The organism is Rhizobium sp. CG5 (assembly GCF_023701945.1).
Taxonomy (GTDB): domain Bacteria; phylum Pseudomonadota; class Alphaproteobacteria; order Rhizobiales; family Rhizobiaceae; genus Allorhizobium.
This window is the reverse complement of record NZ_JABAEF010000023.1, coordinates 57342-80731: the sequence shown is the minus strand read 5'-3', so window position 1 is coordinate 80731 and position 23390 is coordinate 57342. Positions and strand designations below refer to the sequence as shown.

General features: G+C 61.7%; 21 protein-coding genes. 10 read left to right on the top strand and 11 right to left on the bottom strand.

Annotated elements, in window-relative coordinates:
* Window positions 1–6: 6 nt before the first annotated feature.
* The 8 genes from HGO38_RS27005 (at window position 7) to HGO38_RS26970 (ending at window position 9342) form a co-directional block, all read left to right on the top strand.
* Window positions 7–849, top strand: a complete 843-nt coding sequence (locus HGO38_RS27005; RefSeq protein WP_250958909.1) for a transporter substrate-binding domain-containing protein — start codon at window positions 7–9, stop codon at window positions 847–849.
* Window positions 850–944: 95 nt separating this feature from the next.
* Window positions 945–1601, top strand: coding sequence for an amino acid ABC transporter permease (locus HGO38_RS27000; RefSeq protein WP_250958908.1), 657 nt, complete (start codon window positions 945–947; stop codon window positions 1599–1601).
* The gene (locus HGO38_RS26995) at window positions 1598–2464 is read left to right on the top strand and encodes an amino acid ABC transporter ATP-binding protein (protein ID WP_250958907.1); all 867 of its coding nucleotides are present in this window, start codon (window positions 1598–1600) and stop codon (window positions 2462–2464) included. The genes HGO38_RS27000 and HGO38_RS26995 overlap by 4 nt, the downstream gene beginning before the upstream one ends.
* A 115-nt stretch (window positions 2465–2579) precedes the next feature.
* Window positions 2580–4058, top strand: a complete 1479-nt coding sequence (locus HGO38_RS26990; protein WP_250958906.1) for an aldehyde dehydrogenase family protein — start codon at window positions 2580–2582, stop codon at window positions 4056–4058.
* A 13-nt stretch (window positions 4059–4071) separates the two neighbouring features.
* Window positions 4072–5760 carry a GMC family oxidoreductase gene (locus HGO38_RS26985; RefSeq protein WP_250958905.1) on the top strand — a complete coding sequence of 563 codons (1689 nt, stop codon included), beginning with the start codon at window positions 4072–4074 and terminating at the stop codon, window positions 5758–5760.
* 18 nt (window positions 5761–5778) lie between these two features.
* Window positions 5779–6561, top strand: coding sequence for an HpcH/HpaI aldolase family protein (locus HGO38_RS26980; RefSeq protein WP_250958904.1), 783 nt, complete (start codon window positions 5779–5781; stop codon window positions 6559–6561).
* A gap of 22 nt (window positions 6562–6583) precedes the next feature.
* Window positions 6584–7855 carry an NAD(P)/FAD-dependent oxidoreductase gene (locus HGO38_RS26975; RefSeq protein WP_250958903.1) on the top strand — a complete coding sequence of 424 codons (1272 nt, stop codon included), beginning with the start codon at window positions 6584–6586 and terminating at the stop codon, window positions 7853–7855.
* Window positions 7856–7890: 35 nt separating this feature from the next.
* A complete protein-coding gene (locus HGO38_RS26970) occupies window positions 7891–9342 on the top strand; it encodes an NAD(P)-dependent oxidoreductase (protein WP_250958902.1) in 1452 nt (483 codons plus the stop codon).
* A 204-nt stretch (window positions 9343–9546) separates the two neighbouring features.
* Here the strand turns inward: HGO38_RS26970 and HGO38_RS26965 are convergent, their stop codons facing one another.
* From HGO38_RS26965 to HGO38_RS26915, 11 genes are all read right to left on the bottom strand, one after another.
* On the bottom strand, window positions 9547–11748 hold the full coding sequence (locus HGO38_RS26965; RefSeq protein WP_250958901.1) for a mechanosensitive ion channel family protein: 2202 nt from the start codon (window positions 11746–11748) through the stop codon (window positions 9547–9549).
* Between the two features lie 285 nt (window positions 11749–12033).
* Window positions 12034–12408, bottom strand: coding sequence for a BA14K family protein (locus HGO38_RS26960; RefSeq protein WP_250958900.1), 375 nt, complete (start codon window positions 12406–12408; stop codon window positions 12034–12036).
* A gap of 319 nt (window positions 12409–12727) precedes the next feature.
* Window positions 12728–14449, bottom strand: a complete 1722-nt coding sequence (locus tag HGO38_RS26955; RefSeq protein ID WP_250958899.1) for a nitrilase-related carbon-nitrogen hydrolase — start codon at window positions 14447–14449, stop codon at window positions 12728–12730.
* A 62-nt stretch (window positions 14450–14511) separates the two neighbouring features.
* Window positions 14512–15510, bottom strand: a complete 999-nt coding sequence (locus HGO38_RS26950; protein WP_250958898.1) for an acetamidase/formamidase family protein — start codon at window positions 15508–15510, stop codon at window positions 14512–14514.
* Window positions 15511–15551: 41 nt separating this feature from the next.
* A complete protein-coding gene (locus tag HGO38_RS26945; RefSeq protein ID WP_250958897.1) occupies window positions 15552–16268 on the bottom strand; it encodes an ABC transporter ATP-binding protein in 717 nt (238 codons plus the stop codon).
* Window positions 16261–16980, bottom strand: coding sequence for an ABC transporter ATP-binding protein (locus HGO38_RS26940; RefSeq protein WP_250958896.1), 720 nt, complete (start codon window positions 16978–16980; stop codon window positions 16261–16263). Before HGO38_RS26940 ends, HGO38_RS26945 begins: the two co-directional genes overlap by 8 nt.
* Window positions 16977–18059, bottom strand: coding sequence for a branched-chain amino acid ABC transporter permease (locus tag HGO38_RS26935; RefSeq protein ID WP_250958895.1), 1083 nt, complete (start codon window positions 18057–18059; stop codon window positions 16977–16979). Before HGO38_RS26935 ends, HGO38_RS26940 begins: the two co-directional genes overlap by 4 nt.
* Window positions 18060–18064: 5 nt before the next feature.
* Window positions 18065–18937 carry an ABC transporter permease subunit gene (locus HGO38_RS26930; protein WP_250958894.1) on the bottom strand — a complete coding sequence of 291 codons (873 nt, stop codon included), beginning with the start codon at window positions 18935–18937 and terminating at the stop codon, window positions 18065–18067.
* A gap of 79 nt (window positions 18938–19016) precedes the next feature.
* Complete coding sequence (locus HGO38_RS26925) at window positions 19017–20228, bottom strand: urea ABC transporter substrate-binding protein (RefSeq protein ID WP_250958921.1); 1212 nt, start codon at window positions 20226–20228, stop codon at window positions 19017–19019.
* A 49-nt stretch (window positions 20229–20277) separates the two neighbouring features.
* On the bottom strand, window positions 20278–20931 hold the full coding sequence (locus tag HGO38_RS26920; protein WP_250958893.1) for an ANTAR domain-containing response regulator: 654 nt from the start codon (window positions 20929–20931) through the stop codon (window positions 20278–20280).
* Window positions 20928–22085: a transporter substrate-binding domain-containing protein gene (locus HGO38_RS26915; RefSeq protein ID WP_250958892.1), complete on the bottom strand. Its 1158-nt coding sequence runs from the start codon at window positions 22083–22085 to the stop codon at window positions 20928–20930. The genes HGO38_RS26920 and HGO38_RS26915 overlap by 4 nt, the downstream gene beginning before the upstream one ends.
* 266 nt (window positions 22086–22351) lie before the next feature.
* Between HGO38_RS26915 and HGO38_RS26910 the strand changes: the two genes are divergently transcribed.
* Window positions 22352–23113 carry an SDR family NAD(P)-dependent oxidoreductase gene (locus HGO38_RS26910; protein WP_250958891.1) on the top strand — a complete coding sequence of 254 codons (762 nt, stop codon included), beginning with the start codon at window positions 22352–22354 and terminating at the stop codon, window positions 23111–23113.
* A gap of 15 nt (window positions 23114–23128) precedes the next feature.
* Window positions 23129–23362 (top strand): substrate-binding domain-containing protein, encoded by a 234-nt coding sequence (locus HGO38_RS26905; protein WP_250958890.1) that lies wholly within the window; start codon window positions 23129–23131, stop codon window positions 23360–23362.
* Window positions 23363–23390 lie beyond the last annotated feature (28 nt).

The window sequence follows — 23390 nt, the reverse complement described above, 5'->3', positions numbered from 1 at the left end:
AACATGATGTTTAATACCATTCGCAATATCATCGCGGCGGCCGCAATCGGCCTCAGCATGCTGGTCGCGCCGGTGACCGCCCATGCCGACGAAAACGATCCAAACACGGTCATCAACGAGATCCGCGCCAGCGGCGTGTTGAAGGTGCCGGTCATGACCGGCGAAGAACCCGGCTATATCAAGGACCGCACGACCGGCAAGTGGAGCGGCTTCTATTACGATTTCCTCGGTGAGATCGCCACGGCACTCGGAGTCACGCTTGAGCCTGTCGAAACCACCTGGGGCAACCTTGCCGCCGACTTCCAGTCCAACAAGATCGACGTCGCCATCGGCGTAAACCCGAACCCTAAGCGCGGCCTCGTCGTTGACTATCTCTGGGAACCTCTTTTCACCGACGCCTGGGCAGTGCTCACGCCGAAGGGCAAGACGGTGAAGACATGGGAAGAACTGAACGATCCGTCCAAGACGATCGTCGTCCAGAAGGGCTCGACGATGCAGATCGTCGCCCAGGCGCTGCTGCCGAAGGCAAAGATCACCCCAGTTGAAGACCGTGGCCTCGCCCTGATGGAACTGCAGTCGAACCGTGCCGACGCCGTCCTGCTGGCTGTCTTCGACGCGCTTGAAGTTTCGACCCAGAAGATCGGCGATGTGTCGCTGCCGCAGCCTATCCTGCGCAACCCGGCCACGCTGGCCGTTGCCCGCAAGCCAGGAAATGCCGGCTACATCAACTTCCTGACCAATTGGGTCCAGCAGGAGCGTTCGCTTGGCATCGCTCAGGGCCGTCTGGCGAAGTCCTGGACCGACCGTGGTATCGACCTGTCGATCCTGCCGAAGGAATTCAGCTTCTAAGACCCCAGGCGGACCGCCGTCGCCCTCTGTCGGCGGCGGTCCATTCCATCCAGACACGCTGAAAGACATCCACACGGATCTCTGTGAGGACTGCCATGTTCGACTACACCGTCATTACCGACAATATGGGTCTGCTTTGGCAGGGCTTGCTGGTCACCCTCTATTTCACGGTCATCACGATTGCCGCCGGCATGGTGCTCGGCCTCGTCATGGGCCTGATCCAACTGAGCCCCTATCGTGCCCTGACCTGGATCGGCCGCATCTATGTTGAATTCTTCCGCAACATACCGCTGCTCGTCACCCTGCTCTGGGTCTACTACGCACTGCCGATCTTCGCGGGCATCAATATCTCGAAATTCTGGGCCGGCTTCATCGCGCTTTCCTGCTACACCGGCTCGTTCTATGCCGAGATTCTGCGGGGCGGCGTCTTGTCGATCGATCAGGGCCAGACGGATGCGGCAACCGCCATCGGCATGTCCTATGGCCAGCGCATGCGCCGCGTGATCCTGCCTCAGGCCTTCCGCCGCATGATCCCGCCGCTTGCCGGCCAGTCGATCATCCAGATGAAGAACACCACGCTCCTTTCGATGATCACCGTGCCGGATCTTCTCTACCAGGCCAGCTACATCAGCAGCTTCACCTACAAGCCCATGGAAATCTACACCGCCGTCGGCGCGATATTCCTGATCATCCTGGTGCCGCTGACGCTGATCGCCAGAAAAATTGAAAAAAGCGGAATAGGTGCAAGATGAGCGTGTCCAACACCGAAATGACCGCAGCCGCCGCCACGGAAACCGACAGGAATGTTCTACGGCTCGACCGCATCTGCCTGCAGTTTGCCGACAAGCACGTCCTCAAGGGCGTCGATCTTGAAGTCAAGCAGGGCGAAGTGGTCGTGCTGATCGGCGCCAGCGGCTCCGGCAAGACATCGCTTCTGCGCTGCATCAACCTGCTCAATACGCCCACCAGCGGCAGCATCATCATCGATGACGAGGTTATCTTCCACGTCGAGGCAAACAACCATGGCGGCAGCCTGATCGCACCGTCCGAGGTCAACCGTATTCGCTCCAAGACCGGGATGGTCTTCCAGCAGTTCAATCTCTTCCCGCATATGACGGCGCTTGCCAATGTCATGGAGGGTCCGGTGACCGTGAAGCGCGAGCCGAAAGACAAGGTGCGTAGCGCAGCACTGCGGCTTCTTGACCTCATGGGCCTTGCCCAGCATGTCGACAAGTTCCCGCGCCAACTCTCCGGCGGCCAGCAGCAGCGCGTGGCGATTGCCCGCGCCATGGCCATGCAGCCGAAGGTGATGCTGTTCGACGAACCGACATCGGCGCTCGATCCGGAACTCGTCGGCGAAGTCATGAAGGCAATGGTGGAGCTGGCCAAAAGCGGCATGACCATGGTCATCGTCACCCACGAGCTGGGTTTTGCCTTCGAGATTGCCGACCGCGTCGTCTTCCTCGACCAGGGGCTAATTGCAGAGCAGGGCGCTCCGAACAACGTGCTGCTGCACCCCATCCATCCGCGGCTGAAGAGTTTCGTCGGCCGCTTCCATGAATCTGCCGATCTGCTTCGGCCGTTCCTCGAGGCGCGCGAGGCGCAGCGGGGCTAACGGAAGGCGCCAGGTTCCGGCGCCTTCGTCTCCATCGATTTTGATGGGCGTCCGCAACTGGCCGCCCATGCACACCGTGCGGAGCCGCGTTGCGACCCGCGGAAGGAAAGACCCGATGTCACTGAGTTTCGATCCGAATACCGTCACCATCCCCAAGGGCCACCACATCGGCGGCCAGTATGTTGACCTGCCGGGCGAGGAAATCATTGTCCTGCGCCCCTCCGACCTGCAGCAGATAGGCACCCTGACGGATGGCGGCGACGCGGCCGTCCAGCGCGCCGTGGATGCCGCAAAGGTTGCCTTGAAGGAAAGCCGCTGGGGCAAGATCGTGCCGCGCGAACGCGCCGCGATCCTGAACCGTTTCGCCAGCCTGATCGAGCAGAACGCCACCTATCTCGGACAGCTCGAAGCCCTCGGCTCCAGCCGCCTCGTTTCCGGTACGATCACCGGCGACGCCGTCCGTACTGCTGGCGTCGTCCGCTTCTACGCCGAATATTGCGACAAGATCGAAGGCATCGTCACGGCGACGCAGGAAGACACGCTCAGCATCCTGAAGCACGAGCCTTACGGCATCGTCGGCGCGATCGTTCCCTGGAACTTCCCGATGATCACGGCGGCATGGAAGTTTGCCCCGGCACTTGCCGCCGGCAACGCCATTGTCATGAAAACGTCGGAACTCACTCCGCACTCGCTTCTGGCGATGGCCGAACTTGCAGCCCAGGCCGGTGTTCCGAAGGGTCTCTTCAACGTCGTCAACGGCTACGGCCACACGACGGGTGCGGCGATTGTCCGCCACCCTGATATCATGATGATATCGTTTACCGGCTCGACCCAGACCGGCGCGGCCATCATGTCGCTGGCAGCGCAGTCCGGTATCAAGCCGGTTACGCTGGAGCTGGGCGGAAAGAGCCCGCAGCTGGTTCTGGCCGATGCGGGCGACCTCGATATGGTCGCCACCCGCGTTGCCGCCGCCTTCATGGCAAATGCCGGCCAAGTCTGCACCGCCGGTTCGCGCCTCATCGTTGAGGACAAGATTGCCGGGGCGCTGGTCGAAAAGCTGATCGAGCGTACGAAGGCGATCAAGGCCGGCCCGACCTGGGACGAAACGACGACCTATGCGCCGATCATCAGCCGCAAACAGCTGGACCGGATCGACGGCATGGTTCGCCAGACGATCTCGGAAGGCGGCTCGGTCGTCACCGGTGGCGGCGTTCTGGAAAGCCGCAACGAAGGCTGCTTCTTCGCGCCGACGATCCTCGAGAACGTCTCCGACGACAATATCGGCTTCAAGGACGAGTTCTTCGGCCCGGTCCTGACCGTGCGCACCTTCTCTGATCTGCAAGAGGGTCTGCAGCTGGCCGCTCATCCGGTCTACGGTCTCGCGGCCAGCATCCACACCAGCGACATGAAAAAGGCGCTCAAGGCTGCCGACGGCATTGAGGCCGGGATGGTCTGGGTCAATCAGCACGGTCGCGGCCCTGAATTCACCTACCAGGCCGGCGGCTACAAGGGTTCGGGCTTCGGCAAGGACATGGGCCGCGCCGGCATCGAAGCCTACCTTCGCCAGAAAGCCATCTGGGTCAATTACGCCTGAGCGAGCAGATACAATGCAATATGATTATGTGATCGTGGGCGGCGGCTCGGCCGGTGCCGTCCTCGCCAGTCGCCTCTCGGAGAACGGCACTAAGCAGGTGGCGCTCTTCGAGGCTGGACCCGATACCCCGCCAGACGATGTCCCCGACGTCATCGCCGACAGCTATCCAGGTCTTTCGTATTTCGACCCACGGTTCCATTGGACGGGCCTGCGCGTCTACAATCGCTCGCCGAAGCTGAATTCCCAGCCGCCGAAGACGGCCAAGCTGGAACAGGCGAAGGTCATGGGTGGCGGATCGAGCATCAACGGCCAGTTCGCCGTTCGCGGCCTGCCGCACGATTATGACGAGTGGCAATCCCTTGGCTTGGAAGGCTGGGGCTGGGAGGGCATGCTGCCTTACCTGAAAAAGCTTGAGCGCGATCTCGACTTCGACGGCGACCTCCACAACAAGACGGGCCCTATTCCGATCCGCCGCGTTTTTCCCGAGGACTGGGGCGGATTCACCAAATCGGTCTTTAAGCAGACCGAGAAAGACTATCCCTATCGGCCGGACTATAACGGCAGCTTCGAGGACGGTTCCTTCCCCTTGCCGCTTTCGAACGAGAACGATCGTCGTGTCTCCACGGCCATCGGATATCTCGACAAGGCCGTCCGCGCCCGCCAGAACCTTCACATCTTTGCCAATGCCTTTGTCGAAGGTCTGGTCAATGAGGGCACGCGTTTCACCGGTGTCCGGGTGACGATCGATGCTCAGACAAAAGTCTACAATGCTGGCGAGGTGATCATCTGCGCCGGTGCGCTGCATTCACCGGCCATCCTGCTGCGTGCCGGCATTGGCCCGGCAGCGCAGTTGAAGGCTTTAGGGATCGAGGTTGTCGCAGACAGGCAGGGCGTCGGCGAGAATCTCACGGACCATCCGCACATCGCGGTTGCGGCGCACTTCAAGAAGTCGGCCCGGCTGCGTCCTGGCCAGCGTCGCCATATCTTCCTCGGCGTGCGCTATTCGTCGGATTACGCGGATTGTCACACCGGCGACATGCTGATGATGCCGGTCAATCGTGCCGGCTGGCATCCGCTCGGCAAGGCAATGGGTGCGCTCAATGTCTGCGTCAACAAATCCTATTCGCGTGGAACTGTAACGCTGAAGAACGCTTCTGCCGAGGAAGAACCGATTGTCGACCTGAACCTTGCATCCGACGGCCGCGACCTGATGCGGCTCGTCGATGGCTTCAAGCGCCTTTACAAGATCATGGAAGCACCAGAGGTCCGCCAGCACGTCAATACCTGGTTCCTCGCCGGTTACAGTGACGAGGCCCGTGCGCTCAGCGTTCGCAAGCCCTCCAACTGGATCAAGACGGCGTCTGCCGCTTACATGTTCGACTACCTACCGCTTTTCCGAGAGACTTTGCTCAAGCGGAAGTTCGGCACCACCGACCGCATGCACGCGATGATGCAGAACGAAGAGCTGATTATCGACTGGGTCAAGGAATCGGTCTGGTCCGGCTGGCACGTCTCCGGCACCTGCAAGATGGGTGTCGACAGCGACCCGCTGGCCGTCTTGGACGCGAAGTGCCGGGTGCGCGGCGTGCAAGGCCTGCGGGTCGTCGATGCTTCGATCATGCCGACAATCGTTGCCGCAAATACCAACATTACGACGATCGCCATGGCCGAGAAGGCCGCCGATCTCATTCTCAACTCCTGAAACCGGAAGGATCAAACCATGCGTAGAAACAAGGCAAAAGACATCTGGGCAGCCGGCGGCGAAGTCGTTACCGGCTGGCTGGCCATCCCATCGTCGATCTCGGCCGAACTGATGGCACAGCAGGGCTTTGACGCCCTGACCATCGATCTCCAGCACGGCGCCACCGACTATACCGACATGGTTCCGATGCTTCAGGCGATCTCGATCACCGACACCGCACCCTTCGTCCGCGTGCCGTGGAACGATCCGTCGATCATCGGCAAGGTTCTTGACGCCGGCGCCTACGGCGTCATCTGCCCGATGGTCAACACGGCCGAAGAAGCTGCTGCCTTCGTCAAGGCATGCCGCTACTTTCCGCAGGGTGGCCGCAGCGTCGGTCCGCTGCGTGCCTCGCTCTATGCCGGCTCGGACTACTTCCAGCATGCCAACGACACTGTCGTCACAATGGCAATGATCGAAAGCGCGGAAGCCGTGAAAAACCTCGAGGACATCCTCAAGACGCCGCATCTCGACGCCATTTTCGTCGGTCCGTCGGATTTGGCCGTCACCATGGGCGAAGCCCCCGGCTTCGATCCGCGCTATCCGGCCGTCTATGAGGCGATCGAATACATCGCTGCCAAGTGCAAGGAAGCCGGCGTCATCCCCGGCATCCATTGCGGCTCGGTTGCCTATGGCATCGACATGCGCAAGATGGGCTACCGCTTCATGGCCTACCTGTCGGACTTCCGCATGATGCAGCAGGCCGTTTCCCGCGGACTGACGGCATTCCGCGCCGGCACGGCAAGCGAGATCACTCCCTAATCCTGGACGGGAATCCATTTTCATGACGGCAGTTTCACAGCCCGCCCGCCGCGGCAAGGTCACGGTCATCGGCTCCGGCATTATCGGCGTTTGCACCGCCAACTATCTGCTGAAGCAGGGGTTCGAGGTCGAGGTTGTCGACCACGCGCTTCCGGGCTCGGAGGAACAGTGCTCCTATGGCAATGCCGGCGGTATCTGCCCCGGCTCGTGCATCCCCAATTCGATGCCCGGCGTCATGAAGAATGTCCCGAAATGGTTGATGGACCCCGAGGGCCCATTGATCGTCCGCCTTTCCTACCTGCCGCATGCCCTGCCATGGCTGCTGCGCTTCCTCGAAGCCAGCCGCAAGCCGCGCGTCGACGTGATCTCGGCGGCGATGCGGGCGCTGCATCGCTATACCTACGAGGCCTACGAGCCCCTTATGAAGGAAGCGGGCTGCGAGGATCTGCTGCAGAAGCGTGGCCAGCTTTTCGTCTACGAAAGTGCCGATGGCCCGGCCGGCGGCGCCTATGGTCTTGGCCTGCGGCGCTCCCACGGCGTCAAGGTCGATATCCTCAATGCCGGCGAGATCCGCGATCTGGAGCCGGCGCTGGCGCCCATCTTCAACAGCGCGGTCTACCTGCCGGAGCAGGGCCAGTGCCCCAATCCTGGCCGGCTGGTCGCATCGCTCGCCGCCAACGCCACCCGGCAGGGTGCCAGATACATCCGCGCCAAGGTCAAGGGCTTCGAGATGGGGCCGGATGGTCCGAAGGCGCTCCGGCTGGACAACGGCACGGTACTGCCGGTCGACAAGGTCGTCATCGCCGCAGGCGCATGGTCTGCCGAACTCGCCCGCCAGCTGGGTGACCGCATTCCTTTCGAGACGGAGCGCGGTTACCACATCATGCTTAAGGGCGCCGATACCGGCCTGAAGATCCAGACGATCTCGGCAGACAAGAAGTTCGTCGCCTCGCCGATGGAAGACGGCCTGCGAATTGCCGGCAACGTGGAATTCGCGGGCCTCAATGCGCCTGCGAACCTGGAGCGCGCCGATATTCTCCTGAAGCAGGCCAGGCCCATGTTCAGGAACCTTGACGTTGGCGAAGTCTCGCGCTGGATGGGCCACCGGCCCGGCACGCCGGACAGCATCCCGGTCATTGATAGGGCTACACGGTTCCGCAATGTCATCTATGCCTTCGGCCATGGCCACCAAGGCTTGATCGGTGGCGCGGTGACGGGCAAGCTGGTCTCCGAGATGGCTGCCGATCTGCCGACGTCTGTCGATCTGAAGCCGTTCCGCGTCAACCGCTTCTGATCGCCGAAATTACAATCGAACCAGACGAGCATCCTATGGCCAGCGTTACTGCCTTTCCATCCACCGGCAATGAATTTGATCCTGCTCGCGCCTACAAGGTGCTGATCTGTGACCTGATCGGCCTGAAGCTTGGGCCCTGCGGCCAGCCGGATCCGTCGGAGGCGAAAGCCTACATTGAATCCAGGGGTGGCGCCTTCCATTTTAGCGCTGTCGAACAGGCCGGTCCGCTGAAACCGGGCGCGCTCCACTTCTTCTATCAGCCGGACCTCAGCACCGGCGACGAGCTTATGGCTGCAGCGGGGAAGGGACAGTATGATGCCGTGATCGCGGCTGCCACCGTCCTTCCGGCCGGCACCATCTTCCCGCTCGGCGGCGTCCGCATCGGCGCCGGTACCGGCAATATGGGCTCGCTCTCCTGGGGCGGCGGCGGAGGCGAGGGCGGGACGGCGCCGCTGATGAATACGCCCGGGATCAACAGCCGGGCGACTGCTCAGATGGTCTTGAAGGCCATCCTCAAGGTGCTGCCGGACCTGCGCGTCGATGTTCTCCACGATCGTGTCGCCAGGGGCGACTTCGATACAGGCCGCGACCTGCGCGACTATCCGACGGAGAAGCTCGAAGGCAAGACGATCGCCGTCATTGGTTACGGCAATATCGGCCGCGAAGTGGCCAAGCTGGCGCGTGCTTTCGGCATGCACGTCGTCATCCATGCACGCGCCCGCCACCGCAGATGGATCGAGGCCGAGGGCTTCGTTTATGGCGAGACCATCGCGGCGGCGGCAGCAGGTGCCCACGTGCTCAGCGTCCATGTCGGCCTCGGCAGCCTCAATGCGGAAACCGGCCGCTACGCCAATGCCGGGCTGGTCAACAGTGACGTGCTCTCCGCTATGGCACAGGGTGCGGTCGTCGTGAACTATGACCGCGGTGAGCTGGTGGATGTCGATGCGCTGGCCAATGGGCTGGCCACCGGCCAGGTGCGCCACGCCGCAATCGATGCGGACCTGTTCAAGACTATGGCGACGGGGGAGCTGAGCGGCCCGATGGTTCCCTACCTCCGCCTTGTGGGCGATTTCCCGGACAGTATCGAACTCCTGCCCCACGCCGCAGCCGATACAGACCATCCATCGCGTGTTGCCGGTGCCCGGCAGGCTGTGGACCAGGTCTATGCCGCGATTGTCGAAAAGAAAGTCACGAACCTCAAAGGCACCTTGCCGGCGGGGTATCGCTCTGCCGGCAGCAAGACGCCTGACGGCATCGGGGCCGTCACGGTGCAGCGCCTTGTCGACGTCTTCCAGTCCAGTGGCGAAGTCTCCGAGCTTGCTGCCCTTTTATCCGAGCAGGCGCGTCTCTGGAGTGCTGTCGCAGACGCCTCCGACGAAGATCGTGCGGCCATTGCCGAAGCCAACGGTGAACGGCTTATGAGCGGCACCAACCGTCTTTCGCGGCTTATCGAGGCGATGGGCCTCACGGGCCCCTACCAGCGCTGAGCGCGGACGGGGCCAACGCTCTCCACCGCGCCGCCGGTCCTGCAGCCGGTTGCAGGCATGCAGGGTCCGCTGCTCCTGAAGACATGGCGGCCGACGGTTACGCCGGGAGACCGAAATGCTTCGGCAGGAACGGCAGATACTGAAGCGTGCCTCTCCACTTTTCCGAAACAAGTCCACTTCGCACCGCTAGAGAATCCGTTGTGATCAAGCGGGGTCCGGCGATTTTGGCGAGAGGCTCTTGAGGTGATCAACCCATCTGCGATTGAATTCCCGTCGAACGGAGGCCTGCTGTAGCGGCTTCGTTCTGATCGTCGCTGTAATCGTCACCATGTCGCTGTTGAACGTCTCAACACCGTTGACTTCAATGGGAGAAATCATCCTCTTGCCGTAGAGCGGGTCGGCGGCAAGGTCTCTGCCCAGTCTGTACAGAACGCGAATGGCCTCATCGACATCCGACGCGTAGGGCACATCGACCGAAACCGTCAGCACCGCGAAATTGCGCGAGCTGTTCTTGACCGCCTTGAGGCTTGAAAACGGGATCGAGTGTAGGGCGCCATCCGCATCGCGCACCCTGAGGGTGCGAATGGTCATGGCCTCCACGGTGCCGCGGCGATCGCCTGTGTCGATGACGTCTCCTATGGCAATCGTGTCTTCGATCAGGATGAACAGACCGGTGATCACGTCCTGGACGAGTTGCTGTGCTCCAAAACCGATGGCAATGCCCATGACGCCGGCACCGGCGAGCAGCGGCGCAACATTGATCCCGAGATTGGCCAAAGCCGCGATGACGGTCAGGGTGGCAAGGGTGACGAAGCCGAAATTGCGCACCAGCGGAAGCAGGGTCTGCAGCCGAGCCGAGCGATCCCGGCTTCGACCTTTTGCGTCGGTCGGCATCAGGGCAACCGAAATGAAATGGTCCAGCAGGATCCACATGACCCAGGTGAACACTGCCGAACCCAAGATCGACAAGATCGGTCGGATGACTGCGGAGCCAACCTCGGATGCCATCCAGCCGGCGACGTCAAAGCCCCAGGTCAACAGACATATCCAGCTCGCCAGGAAGATCAGGGCGAGGTGAAGAATGCCCTTGGCGATGCGCAAAAACTGTAGAGAGATCGATCCGGATCCACGGCTCCGCATCGCAGCGTTTCGAAAGATCAGCTCGAACGCCCGCTGGAGGGAGGCGTTTAACAGCCCCGCGACAACGACAACGACAATCGATCCGCCCGCCTGCAGGATGAAATTATCGGTCTTTGCGCCGAGCAGTCGTGCCACGAGCGTGAAAATGACAAGACCGTAGAACAGCATCTGCCAGCTCTCGCCGAGGAACGACAGCGACTGACCGACAAAGCTTGCGGGCTCTTTCGATACACGGTTACGCTTGAGGATCAGCGACCGCACGGTGCGCCGATGGCGGATCGAGAAGGCGATCGCCACGCCCGCAGCTGTCAGGTCAAGCACGAGCGACAAGATATCGCTGCAGGAATTGCCGATGGCGGTGCGAATGGGAGGGCTGTCGGAGACCGGGCTCATCAGAGCAATGAAGATCCCGACCGTCAGCCAGGCCGGAATTTTTCGGCGGGCGTAAGCCACCAGTCGCCGGCCACGCGTGCGGGCCAGCAACAAAAGTCCGTCCGACGCCAGGCGGGCGGCGGCAATGGCCAGCAACAGCGGCAAGGGCAGGACTGCCGCAATCAGCTTCTGATTGTCGGGCAGAACAGAGGCCAGAGGCCACAGCATCGACGCAAGGAATGCCAGCGCAATCGGGATAAGGGTTACGACAAGGCGCAGAAGCATGGTCTTGAGATCCGGCAAGCCGGTTCGCAACAGGTCATCGAGACGGGCGCTTTTGGTTTTCAGGAGGCGTGTTGCCAGATAGCCGATGGCAAAGACGAGGGCCCATCCTGCTGCCGCCCACAGCCCAAACCGGAGCATCTGGGTCACCAGTCCTGGATCATCCAGGCGACGATCCAGGTCTCGACCGGCCTGGTCCAGTTTTGTCTCGATGGGAACGCCGAAAGTCGCTCTGGGAAGATCGCGGCTCAGGCTGGAGGCCCAGTCGAGAATGGCCGCCAGCAACCCGTCATTGGTCAAAACCGCGGATTGGTCCGCGGCCTCGCCCTTCGCTTGATCCGTGGTTTGATCAGCAGTTTGTTCGGCGGCTTGATCGCCCTTATCGGCGTCCTGGGCGGGGGCGGCCGGAGCCGGGTCTGCCTGGGTTTCGCGAAGGTCCTTCAGTTGCTGGACCAGCGTCTCGCGCTGGCCGGTGTCGGTCAGCAGTTGCAGGACGCGATCAATGGCTTCGGTAGTCTCGGTCTTCGCAGCCGCTGCATCGGTTTGCTGGGCTGGGCAAACCGCGGAGGACGTGATCATGAACACGATGGCAAGGATTGCCGGTTTGAACATCGTGGTTTCCTTCCAAAGCCTCCGGCGCCTGGAGTACCGTGTAAACCGCAATGGGTTTCGAGTGTGAGGGCGCCATTTCCGAGATCCGGGCAAAGTTGCCAAGGCGGTCTTCGCATCTTCCGGAGAGCGCCGGAAGCTCAAAAAACGCAGCGATGGCCGCTTCAACCGCGGCCGACCCGGCATCAGACGAGGGGATGGAAGAGGCTCGCAGCCGGACGTCCGGGCTGAATGCAACATCCTGGCCGCAAATACAAGTCGCGGCCAGGATGAACACGAAGTCAATCCCTAGTTATAGGGAGAAACGCATTGGGCGCGGACACCGACCCTTGGCACGTAGCTGTTGTCCGACGGGAAGTAGCTGCGGTAGCGCTTCCCACACCATGCATAATGCTCGGGCGGGAAAGCCTGGGCGCGGTAGGCCGGCGGTGGGCGATATGCGCGTGGCGGCGGTTCATATCCCGGCGGTGGCGGCGGCGGGACGTCGTCTGCGGCAACAGCACCGCCGACGATAGCGCCGGCGGCAAAGGCTGCCAGCGGATACCACCATCCGTCGGGGCCTTGGCGAAATCCGTTTCGCGGGCCTGGGTCGCCATGATAGCCGTTCCAATACCCTGTCGCGTTCTGCGCAACGTCGAACTGGTCCATGGTGCCATTGGGCATTGGCCCCCCTTGTGCCGACGCTGTCGATGCCATCGTGCTGGAACTCAGCAAGATCAGACAAATAGAAAGTATCTTCTTCATCGCGTGGTCTCCTTGTTTCAAGGGGACAAAGGACGGCGCAAGATGGCCAAATTTAAGCGGAAATCCGTCAGGCATTGAAACTTTACTAATCTTTATAATACCGTACGCATCTTAACGGAGCCAGACGCGACGGAGCGATGCACAAGCCGCCCCATGACGCGGCGTTGCGCGGACCGGCCCTGCCTATCACGCCCTGATCGAGAGTAACCTGGTCGCCCGACGTCCGGGCTAGGGGGCGTCATCTTACCAGCGCCGTGTAGTGATGCGGCTGTCGCATGAGGACCAGATCTTTGCGACGCGCGACATTGGTTGGGTAGGTGGGGCCGGTACTGGTCAGATCGATGTCGGCCACGGCGAGCGCGCCGTCACCGATGATCGCCTCCCGTCTCGGAAAGGCGAAGGTATCCGGGCCGAAAATGCCGCTCAGGCCGGAGGCATTGCTGGCCGTGCTCCTCGTGTTGGCGAAGGCCAGGTAGCAATTGTTTTCGCCGGCGCGCACCCGGTAATGATGCCAATGCACCGGGTCGCTGCCGAACGGGATCGGATCGGGTTGGCGCACCGCGCTGCCCTCGTGTCCGAAGTGGAAACCGGTTTCGATGCGGGATGGGCAGCAGATGAGATCGCAGCCCCTGAGGGCCAGGATGCGGGCGGTTTCCGGAAAGGCCGCATCATGGCCGATCATGATGCCAATCCGTCCGAAAGACAGGTCAAGCACGCAGAATTCGTGGCCGGGCTTAGCCCAGGTCTGCTCGCTTTCGGTCAAGTGGATCTGGCGGCAGAGGGTGATCGGGCGGTTCGGCGTCGTGATGACGGCGCTGCTGTAAAGCGCGTCGTCACTCTTCTCGGCAAAGCCGGCGACGATGGAGATGTCTAACCGGTCGGACAATGCTTTGAGGGACTGCAGGGCGTCATGGGTTGCCGGGATTGCCGCAGCCGCGGGATCGCTCGAACCGGTCAGGGCGAGAGCCGGAAAGACGACGAGTTCCGCGCCCCGGGTCTTGGCGTCTTCCGCCAATTCCAGAAGGGATCGCAGGTTTTCCGCAATATCTGCCGATGGCGCCAGTTCGCCAACCGCAATGCGTCCCGGACGGCCCTCCGGAATTGGCTGGTGGCCGTAGAGGCTGAAGAAGTCTCTCGGATTCCAGCTGAACGTGTTGGTCATCAGTTCCATGTAGAGGTCCGGACGACGCTGGGTCATCACCGGCTCGCCGCAAACAAGCCTCTGACGCGCTCTGGCCGGATCTATGGTTCCGTAGGCAATCCCGTCGCCATCGTCGACGACATCGAGGATTTCGGCATCCGGAGCGATGATGCAACTGCCGCCGGAAAACTGCACGCCGCGTTCCAGACCCCAGCGGTTGCTCTCCATCAGATAGCAGCCGTTCTCGTGGGCCCGGCTGATCCAGTAGGGAGCGGGGGTCCGCTCGGCCAGCCAGTTCGATATGTGGCAGATCACGTCGGCTCCGCCGAGACCCGCCAGCCGCGCCGTCTCGATGAAGTGGATGTCCATGCAGATGAGCATGGCGATGCGGCCGATCTTCGTCTCGAAGACTTTGTGGCCGAGATCGCCGGATGCGGCCCATTTCGGCTCGGAAATATAGGGATGGGTCTTGCGATGCACCCCGACGACGCCATCTGGACCGATCAGCGCCGCCGAATTGTAGTAGAGGTTCGTCTCTTTATCGACTTCGGGAAGGCCGATGACGATGTAGCAATCGTGTCTGCGGGCCAGTTCCACAAAGAGGTCGGTGCTTGGACCCGGAATCGTCTCGACGAAAGGGGCGACCTCTGCTCGGTCGTACCAGCAATAGCCGGTGGTTCCCATTTCCGGCGTGGTGATCAGTTTCGCGCCGTTACTGGCGGCCTCCTCAACGAGTGCCAAAAGCGCATTCAGATTTCGGGTCTTCTCACCGAAATGAGGTTCGAATTGCACGGCTGCTGCCTTGAACGGGGCGGTCATCAAAATCTCCATCGGGACGGAATGGACCGCCCGGATATCGGGCGGTCCGCAACACGCGTCGATCAGGCAGCAATGCCGACGATCGATTTCAGCACCGAGGCGCCGACCGTGTATTTCGGGTCGACCATGTTGCCGAGGCGCACGCGACCGCATTGGGTCAGCAGCATGTAGGCGTCGATCTCGTCGAAGCCGAAATCGGCAGCCATCCAGCGGATCAGCTCGCGGTATGCGCTGCGGGCCGCATCCTCCATCGGCCGTGCCGAGCCGATCGTCATGTAGAAGCGGTCGTTCTCAAGGCGTGGCGTCTTGATGGTCCAGCCCTTGATCAGGTCGATCTGAACGGTGGTCACGGTCGGGTGCTCAATTGCTACGCCACAAAGTTCGCCGTCGCCCTGCGCGGCATGGCAATCCCCGAGGTAGAGATAGGCGCCCTTGGTGTTGACCGGCAGGTAGATCACCGTATCGGGGCAGATGTCGGGAAGGTCCATGTTGCCGCCGTAGTAATCGGGAACGAGCGAGGAAATCGCTTCGATTTCCGGTGCGGTCCCGATCGTGCCGATGAAGGGCTCATAGGGGAGTGTGATCTTGTCGCTCCACTTCACACCCGTCTGCGCATCGACATGCAGTTTGCGGACCCGCTCGGGCAGGGGTGCGGTCAGCATGGCCGTATCAGCGGTCGGAACCAGGCCGCCGAATTCCGGCATGATGACCGTGGTTCCGCGCGGCTGAGGCCCGCGCGGCACGACGCTCTTGATATAGACGGCGAGGCAATCGCCCTTTTCGGCGCCGTTCACATAGATCGGACCGTTCTGGGGGTTGAGGAAGGGGAAATTGAGGATCTGGGACGGGATGTCCGTTTCGTGTTGGATCGCCCCTTCGAAGGCATCGTGGGTTTCCGCCGAGACAACCGAACCCGGATCGACGGTCAGCACCGGATCGACATAGGCACCATAGACATAGTGGTACTTGCCCTGGCTCTCCTCGGTAATGCTGTAGGTCTCCCCGATCTTGCCCTTGGCGACGCCCTTGCGGGCCATGATCGTTTCGTCGAACCAGCTCATGGGTGCGCTCCTTTATTCGCTCATTTTGCTGTTTTCAGGTATCAGACGGCCAGATAGCGGCGGACAGCATCGCGGTCCTCCAACGTTTCCGGCATGATCTCGTGTGTAATGCGCCCCTTGTCGATGACGTAGCAGCGCTGTGCCATCGCGCGGATCATCTCGATATTCTGCTCGACGAAGACGACGGTCACGCCGGTCGTTCGGTTGAGCTCGACCATGATGCGGGCGATGTCCTGGACGATGTTGGGCTGGATGCCTTCGGACGGCTCGTCGAGCAGGATCAGCGACGGCTTGCCGATCAGCACGCGGCCGATCGCAAGCTGCTGCTGCTGTCCTCCGGACATCGTTCCGGCTGGCTGGTTTCGGCGCTCCTTGAGGATCGGGAAATAGGTAAAGACCGTCTCGATGTCGTCTGCCGTGGCACGCTTGCCGCTGATCTGTTCACCGACCATCAGGTTTTCGATGACGCTCAGCCGCGGGAAGACATCGCGTCCCTGCGGCACATAGCCGATGCCGAGCCGCGCCCGTTTGTAGGCCGGTATCGTGTCAATCGCCGAGCCACGGAAGACCACCGAGCCCTTGTCGCGGGGAAGAAGACCGATCAGGCTTTTCATGAGCGTCGATTTTCCAACGCCATTACGGCCGATGACCGCGACGATCTCGCCCTCGCGAACATCTATGTCGATGCCTTGCAGAACCGGCTTTCCGCCATAGCCCGACCACAGGCCGACGGTATTGAGAAGCACTTCGCTACGCATGGGCGGTGTCTCCGAGATAAATGGCCGCCACCCGTTCGTCGGCGACGATCTCGTCGATCGTGCCCTGCGCAAAGATCTTGCCGAAGTGGAGGACCGTGACCTTGTGGGCGATCTGGCGGACGAAGGCCATGTCATGTTCAACGGCGAGCACCGTGACGCCGTCCCGGTTGAGGGCCTGGACCATTTCGCCGGTCGCGGCCGTCTCGTCCGGGGTCATCCCCGCCGTGGGTTCGTCGAGCAGCAGGAGGCGAGGCTTCAGGCCGACCGCCATGCCGATCTCCAGCCACTGCTTCTGGCCGTGGCTCAGGTTGCCGGCAAGTTGGCTGCGCGCTTCCGTCAGCTTGAGGAATTCGAGCAGCCGATCAATCTCCTCATTGAGTTCGGAGGGATGGCGATGATGCTGCAGGGCGATCTGCAGGTTCTGGCGCACGCTGAGCGCCTTGAAGATGCCCGGGACCTGGAACTTGACGCTGATGCCGCGGCGGATGCGCTCGAACGACTTCGCCCGGGTGATATCGGCGCCTTCGTAGAGGATCTGGCCGCTGGTCGGCAGGTGCTCTCCGAGGATCAGGCGGAAGAAGGTGCTCTTGCCGGCGCCGTTCGGGCCGATCAGGCAGTGGATTTCACCCGGCTCCAGGGCAAAGTCGATGCCACCCGTGACATGCAGGCCACCGAACCATTTGTTGAGGTCGCGTGTTTCGAGAATCGTCATGGCTGTTCTCCGCGACCGGCTGACTTGCGATTGAACAGACCCGAAGCAAGGGCAAAAATGCCGAAGATCAGGCCACGCGGGGCGATCAGCACGGTCAGCACCAGCAGCACGCCCATCACGACCAGAGCATATTGGCTGCCGTGAATGGTGAGGGCCTGGAACCCGGCCAGCACGATGACGGTGCCGATCACGGTGGTCGTGAGGTCGCCTCGACCGCCGACCGCAACCCAGACGATCGGCAGGGCCGCCGCCGTCATGCCCATCGAGGCGGGCGTGATATAGTTGCCCCAGGACGTATAGAGCACGCCGGAGAGGCCGGCCAGCGCCGAGCCGATGACGAAGGTGACGAGCTGATAGACGCGGATGTCATAGCCCAGCATTTCGGCCCGTTGCGGATTTTCGCGGATGGCGACCAGAACATTGCCGAAGCGCGAGTTCACCAGAATGCGCAGGCCGAGGTAACAGACGATCAGCAGTGCCAGCGTGACGTAATAGAGCTGGATGTCGGGAAAGAGCACGATATCGCCGTCGAACCACGGGATGGTCAGCGAGGGCATTCCGCCCATGCCGTTATAGCCATTCAGCCGTGCGGTTCCGATCCGCCATTCTGGACCGGCGGTCTGCGCCATGAAACGCTCCAGGACCAGCGTAACCGATAGCGTGACGATGCCGAGGAATACGCCGCTGATGCGGCCGAAGAACAGAAAGTAGCCGAGAACCGCTGCCAGCAGCGCAGCTGTCGCGACGGATGCGATCAGGGCGAAGAGTGTCAGCCCGTAGGCATCGCCGAAATTGATCGAGATGATCCCGTAAGTGTAACCGGCGACGCCGAAGAAAGCCGTCTGGCCAAAACTCAGGGTTCCGCCATAGCCCCAGATCAGGCTGAGGCCGAGAGCCATGAATGCCCAGTTGAAGAAATAGACGTTGTTGCCGACATCATAGCCGTCGGCAAACAGGGGATAGGCGCAGGCGAGGGCCACGACCACCGTGAAGGCGGCCCAGAAGGATTTGCCGCGGCCGAAGGTCTGCGGTCCCTGCAGCAGCCTTAGCGCATTCGACAAGGGATTGGCTTTTTGCATGGGTGTCAGGCTCTCTCACGAAGGATCCAGCCGGAAATACCGCGCGGCAGGATGCGGATGACGATGATGACGGCGACGAGGAGGCCGATCTGGCCGGCGAGTTGGCCCTGCCAGGAGGTCAGCGCGGCCTTCACCGCTCCGAGGATCAGGGCGGCGGGCGCGGTCCCTAAGAAGATGTCGGCGCCCCCGACGACAACCGTGACGAATGCCTCGACGACGAAGGCTGCGCCCATCGTCGGAACGAGGGTCATGGTCGGGGCGTAAAGCCCCCCTGCAAGGCCGGCCAATGCGGCGCCAAGGCCGAAGGTGAGGCTGTAGACGAGGCCGGTATTGACGCCGAGCGCCTGGGCGATGTGCGGGACCTGGATCGTGGCCCTTGCCAAAACGCCGAAGCGGGTCTTGGTAAAGCCGAGCCACAGAAGGCCGAGTGTTGCGAGCGCTGCCGCCATCAGCACGACGCGGTAGATCGAATAGGAATAGGGGCCGACGGCAAAGCTGCCGAACGGCGTGCCGGTCCCTTGCATGGTGGACCCGAGGAGGATCAGGGTGCCCTGGGTGACGATCATCGAAACGCCCCAGGTGGCAACGATCGTGTCCAGTGGGCGGTCGTAAAGGGGGCGAATGATGATCCGCTCGATCACCATTCCGGCCATGCCGGCAGCCAGCGCGCCGCAGACAATGGCGAGCGGCAGCGGCAGGCCGGCCCGCGCCGTCGCAGAGCAGACATAGGCACCGCACATGATGAATTCGCCATGGGCCAGATTGATCACGCCCATCATGCCGAAGATGATCGCTAGCCCGCAGGCCGAGAGAACCAGGAAGGCAAAGGCGTCGCCTGTCTGATAGACGAAGCTGAAAAGAGAAAAGAGAACGGTCATGGCGAGGGCGTTCCTTGCGTCTGCATGGGGCTGCGAAACGTTTTGAGATGCGGCCGGACCGAGCCCGGCCGCATCGGCGTCAGTTTGCAGCCGGCGGCGGGCTGGACGGGGTATACTGTGCGCTTGGATCGTTCTTCGTCAGATCGCAGCCTGCCTCACCCAGCCAGTAGGGCTTGATGTCGTTCCAGACCTTGGGGAAGCTGATCGAATGGTCGTCATTGACCTTGGCCAGGTAGATCGTGTGCGACATGTGCTGGCTCTTCGGATCAAGGCAGACCTTGCCTTCCGGCGCGTCGTAGCAGACGTCCCCCTGGGCGATGACCTTGCGCAGGTCGTCCTTCTTGGTCGATCCCCCGGCCCGTTCGACCATCTGCTTGTAGAGCTGGACGGCGAGATAGGAGTTTTCCGCTTCCTGGTTGATATAGGGCTCGTTCGGGAACTTCTTGTGCCACTTCTCGACGAAGGCCTTCGATGCTGGGTTATCGACTTCCTCGATCCAGTTGACGGTGGCATACATGTTGGCGAGGCTCGGCGGCTTGAAGCGCTTGTGCTCGTAGCCCTGGCCGACATTGACGGACGATCCCATCGGCAGGTTCACGTTCGCCGCTGCCGCCTGCTCGTAATAGGAGGCCTGGGCGGTGCCGACCAGAAGCGTCACGATGAAGTCCGGCTTGGCGGCCTGGATGTTCTGGATGGTCTGCGAGAACTGCGAGACGCCGAGCGGGACGAACTCTTCGCCGACCATTTCCCCGCCGTTTTCCTTGACGATGTTGCGCACCCATTCGGCCGAGATCTGGCCGAAATTGTAGTCCGCGGCGATGGTATAGACCTTCTTGCCGTAGGTCTCCATCATGTAGGGCAGGAGGGTCGAGAACTGCTGTTCCGGGACCGCGCCGGTGACGATCATGTTGGCGTCGCAGACACCGCCTTCATACTGGTTGTTGTAGAAGGCAAGCGCATCGAATTGGTTGACGATTGGCCGGTAGGCCTCGCGGGAGGCGGATGAGAAGCCGGCAAAGACCGCATCCACCTTGTCGCGCTGAAGCACGCGGCGCATGAATTCCTGATAGCGGGTGTTGTCGGACTGGGTGTCGTAGACCACCAGCTCAAGAGGCCGGCCGGCAATGCCGCCCGCTGCGTTGATCTCTTCGGCTGCCAGTTCGATGCCGTGGACCTTGCCGATCGTGGCTGCAGCAAAGTCGCCGGACTGGTCTTCGAGTACGCCGAGTTTTATCGGCTCCTGGGCGTTGGCCGCACTGGAGCAAAGCAAAATCAGGCCAAGCGCCGTCATGGCGCCGTTAAGCGTCTTCATCATTCTGTTCTCCATGGAGGTGGGGTGGCTAGTCGGCGACGGCCTGCTTCTTGTCAGGTTCCTTGTCGTCAATGGTTTGCGCCGTGCTTCGTTGGACGACGCCTTCACAATAGGCTTCCAGGCTGAGACGTGCGCGCATGCTTTCCTTCCGGAGCACGGCGAACGCTCCCTCATCGTCGAGGGAATGGGTTTTCATCACCATCGTCACCGCCTTGATGACGTGTCGGCGATACCGTCGGCGCCTTTCGAGTTCCTGGATCGACAGGCGCAGATCCACCTTCTGCTCGAACGTGTTGATGGCCAGGTAGAGCGCCGAAAAGATCGAGCCGCTGTGGACGGGCTTGGACAGGAAGGCGGTCGCGCCGAACTGCATCAGGGTCCGCAAGCGACTGGGGGCCTCGATGCCGACCAGACCGATAACCGGGATCTGCGGCAGATCGCTTTCCGTGCCCTGGCCCATTTCCGGAAAGAGATTGAGATCACCATCGACAAACAGCACGTCGTGTTGTGCATCAGCAGCTTTCAGCATGGCGCGGAACTCGCCATGGGCCGGTGAAAGCGGCTCGAATGCCATGCCGAGCCGCGTCACCATTGTCGACAGGGTCTCCGTTGCCCGCGGATCGTTGCTCAGAAGAAGCGCTCGGCGTTGGCGAAAATTCTGTACATAGCGGTTGGAGCTCATGACACGATCCTCAGGGTAGGGCGGCGTGACGCAGCCTCAAGCGTGGATGTGGAGTTGATCAGGTAGGGATCGGGAGCGACGGGGCACCCTGCATCATAGACGATATCGAACTGGCCATCCTGCCTCGAGCGCCCGATGCGCGGCGTCAGGTATGCATGGAATGTGCCGGGGTCGATCGCGACGTCTCCCTGGGGTGCCGTGAAGCGTTGGCGCGCGGCGCAGGACTTGACGTTCTGAAGGGCATCGCTGCCCGCCTCGCGAAGCGACTGTGCCAGCAGGATGACGGCCGTGTAGGCGGCTTCCGCCTCGGCGGACGGGACTTTCTCTTGCGCAAAGGCGGCGTTGTACCTGGCGACAAAGCGATGATTTTCGCGCGTATCGATCGAGGCAAAGTAGACGCTGGAACTGAGATGGCCGGCCACCGCATCCGGACCGATGCTCTCCAGCTCCGGTTCAGACAGGTTGCAGCTTGCCACCGGGTAACGCCGGGCCTGGTCGATGCCGCGCTTCTTGCAGGCGGCGCGGAATGCGCGGAAGAAGGCGTAGGCCGATTCGCCGATCAGCGAGTTGAAGACGATGTCGGGATCCGCCGTGAAGATCGACTGGATGATGCTGTCGAAATCCGTCTCGCCGACGGCGAGATAGCGCTCGCCGACCACGGTGCCGCGCCGCAACGCCAGTTCCTCGCGCAGAACGCGGTTGCTTTCCCAGGCCCAGATATAGTTGGACCCGACGCAGAACACCCGTCGCCCGATGTGGCGGGTGAAATACTCGACGAGCGGCAGCATGTGGTGGTTCGGTGCGGCACCGGTGTAGATGACGTTGGCCGAACTCTCGAAGCCTTCGTAATGGGTCGGGTACCAGAGAAGCGCGTCGCGCTTTTCGAAGACGGGAATGACTTCCTTGCGGCTCGACGATGTGTAGCAGCCGACAATGTTCCTGACCCCGTTGCCGATCAACTCTTCGACCGAAGGGGCATAGGCCGCCAGATCGCAGCCGGGATTGCGTTCGATCGGCGTCAGCCTGACGCCAAAATCCGGGTCCTGGTTGATCTGTTCGACGGCAAGCCTCGCGCCGTTCAGCATCGATCTGCAAACGGTGGCGTACGAGCCTGTAGTGGAAAACAGCAGTCCGACGGGGTATTCTCTGATCATGTTCCGGCAGCCACAAGGTTAGACCAGCCAGCTTTCGCTGGAGGCGGCGCCGTTGCCATGCAATGAAACAGATTTCCCAGTTTTGGCGCAAATTTAAGCATCTTTGCTTGGCGCCGCGTAATTAAGCTGACCGTTTGCAGCTGCGATGTCAAGCGGCCGATTTCAACTTTTTTTGCGGTGCCGAATCCGTCTTGACGCACTGCGAAAGAGGGTCGGATCCTATGCGCGTATAGGCGCTGCGAGACAGCCCAAGAAAGGGGAAGCAGATGGATCTGGGTTTGAAAGGCCTGCGGGCCGTGGTGACGGGTGGAACGCGCGGGATCGGGCTGAAGATTGCCGAAACGCTGGCGTCGGAAGGGGCGGATGTGGCGATCTGCAGCCGCAATTCCGACGAGGTGAAGACGGTGGCGGCGCGTCTTTCTGAACAAGGAGTTGCCACCCTGGGTGGATGCGTCGATGTCGCGGACGGCCGTGCCATCTCGTCCTGGGTGGAGCAGGCAGCCGGTCTCTTCGGCGGCATCGATATCGTCGTTGCCAATGTCAGCGCACTGTCGATCGGCAATGACGAGGAGAGCTGGAGGCAGGGCTTCGATGTCGACATGATGGGGACCGTCAGGCTGGTCAATGCGGCGATGCCCTATCTGGAAAAAAGCAAGGCACCGTCGATTGTTACGATCGCCTCCGTCTCAGGCCGAGAGATCGATTTCGCGGCCGGTCCCTATGGCGCGTTCAAGGCCGCGCTGACCCATTACACGCAAGGGCTGGCCTACTCGCTGGCGCCCAAGGGCATCCGTGCCAACACGGTGTCTCCCGGCAATACCTATTTCGCCGGCGGTGTGTGGGAGACTATCGAGAAGAACAATCCGGAGTTGTTTGCCGCGTCACTGGCATTGAACCCAACAGGGCGAATGGCAACGCCGCAGGAGATCGCCAATGCCGTCGCGTTTCTGGCCAGTCCGGCGGCAAGTTTCATCTATGGCACCAATCTTGTCGTCGACGGCGCGTTGACGCGCGGGGTGCAGCTTTAGACAGAAATGAGGGGGGTGAGGTATCGATACCGTGATGCCCCCCCCGCCATTCTCATCCCAGCAACGCTACCGTGTCCGCCCCAAGCAGAGGGGCAGTTCATCCGCCCGCCGCTCACGACCCTGCACCTGCCGCTGTTCGAAATGGGCGCCATGGCGGTGGAGATGATCTACGACATCGCCGGCGGCCTGAAGAGCAGCCACGACCAGTTGAAGGTCGAATGTGCCCTCGTCGAGCGGGAGTCGGTGTAACCGGGAGATGCCGCCGGGTTGGTTCGGT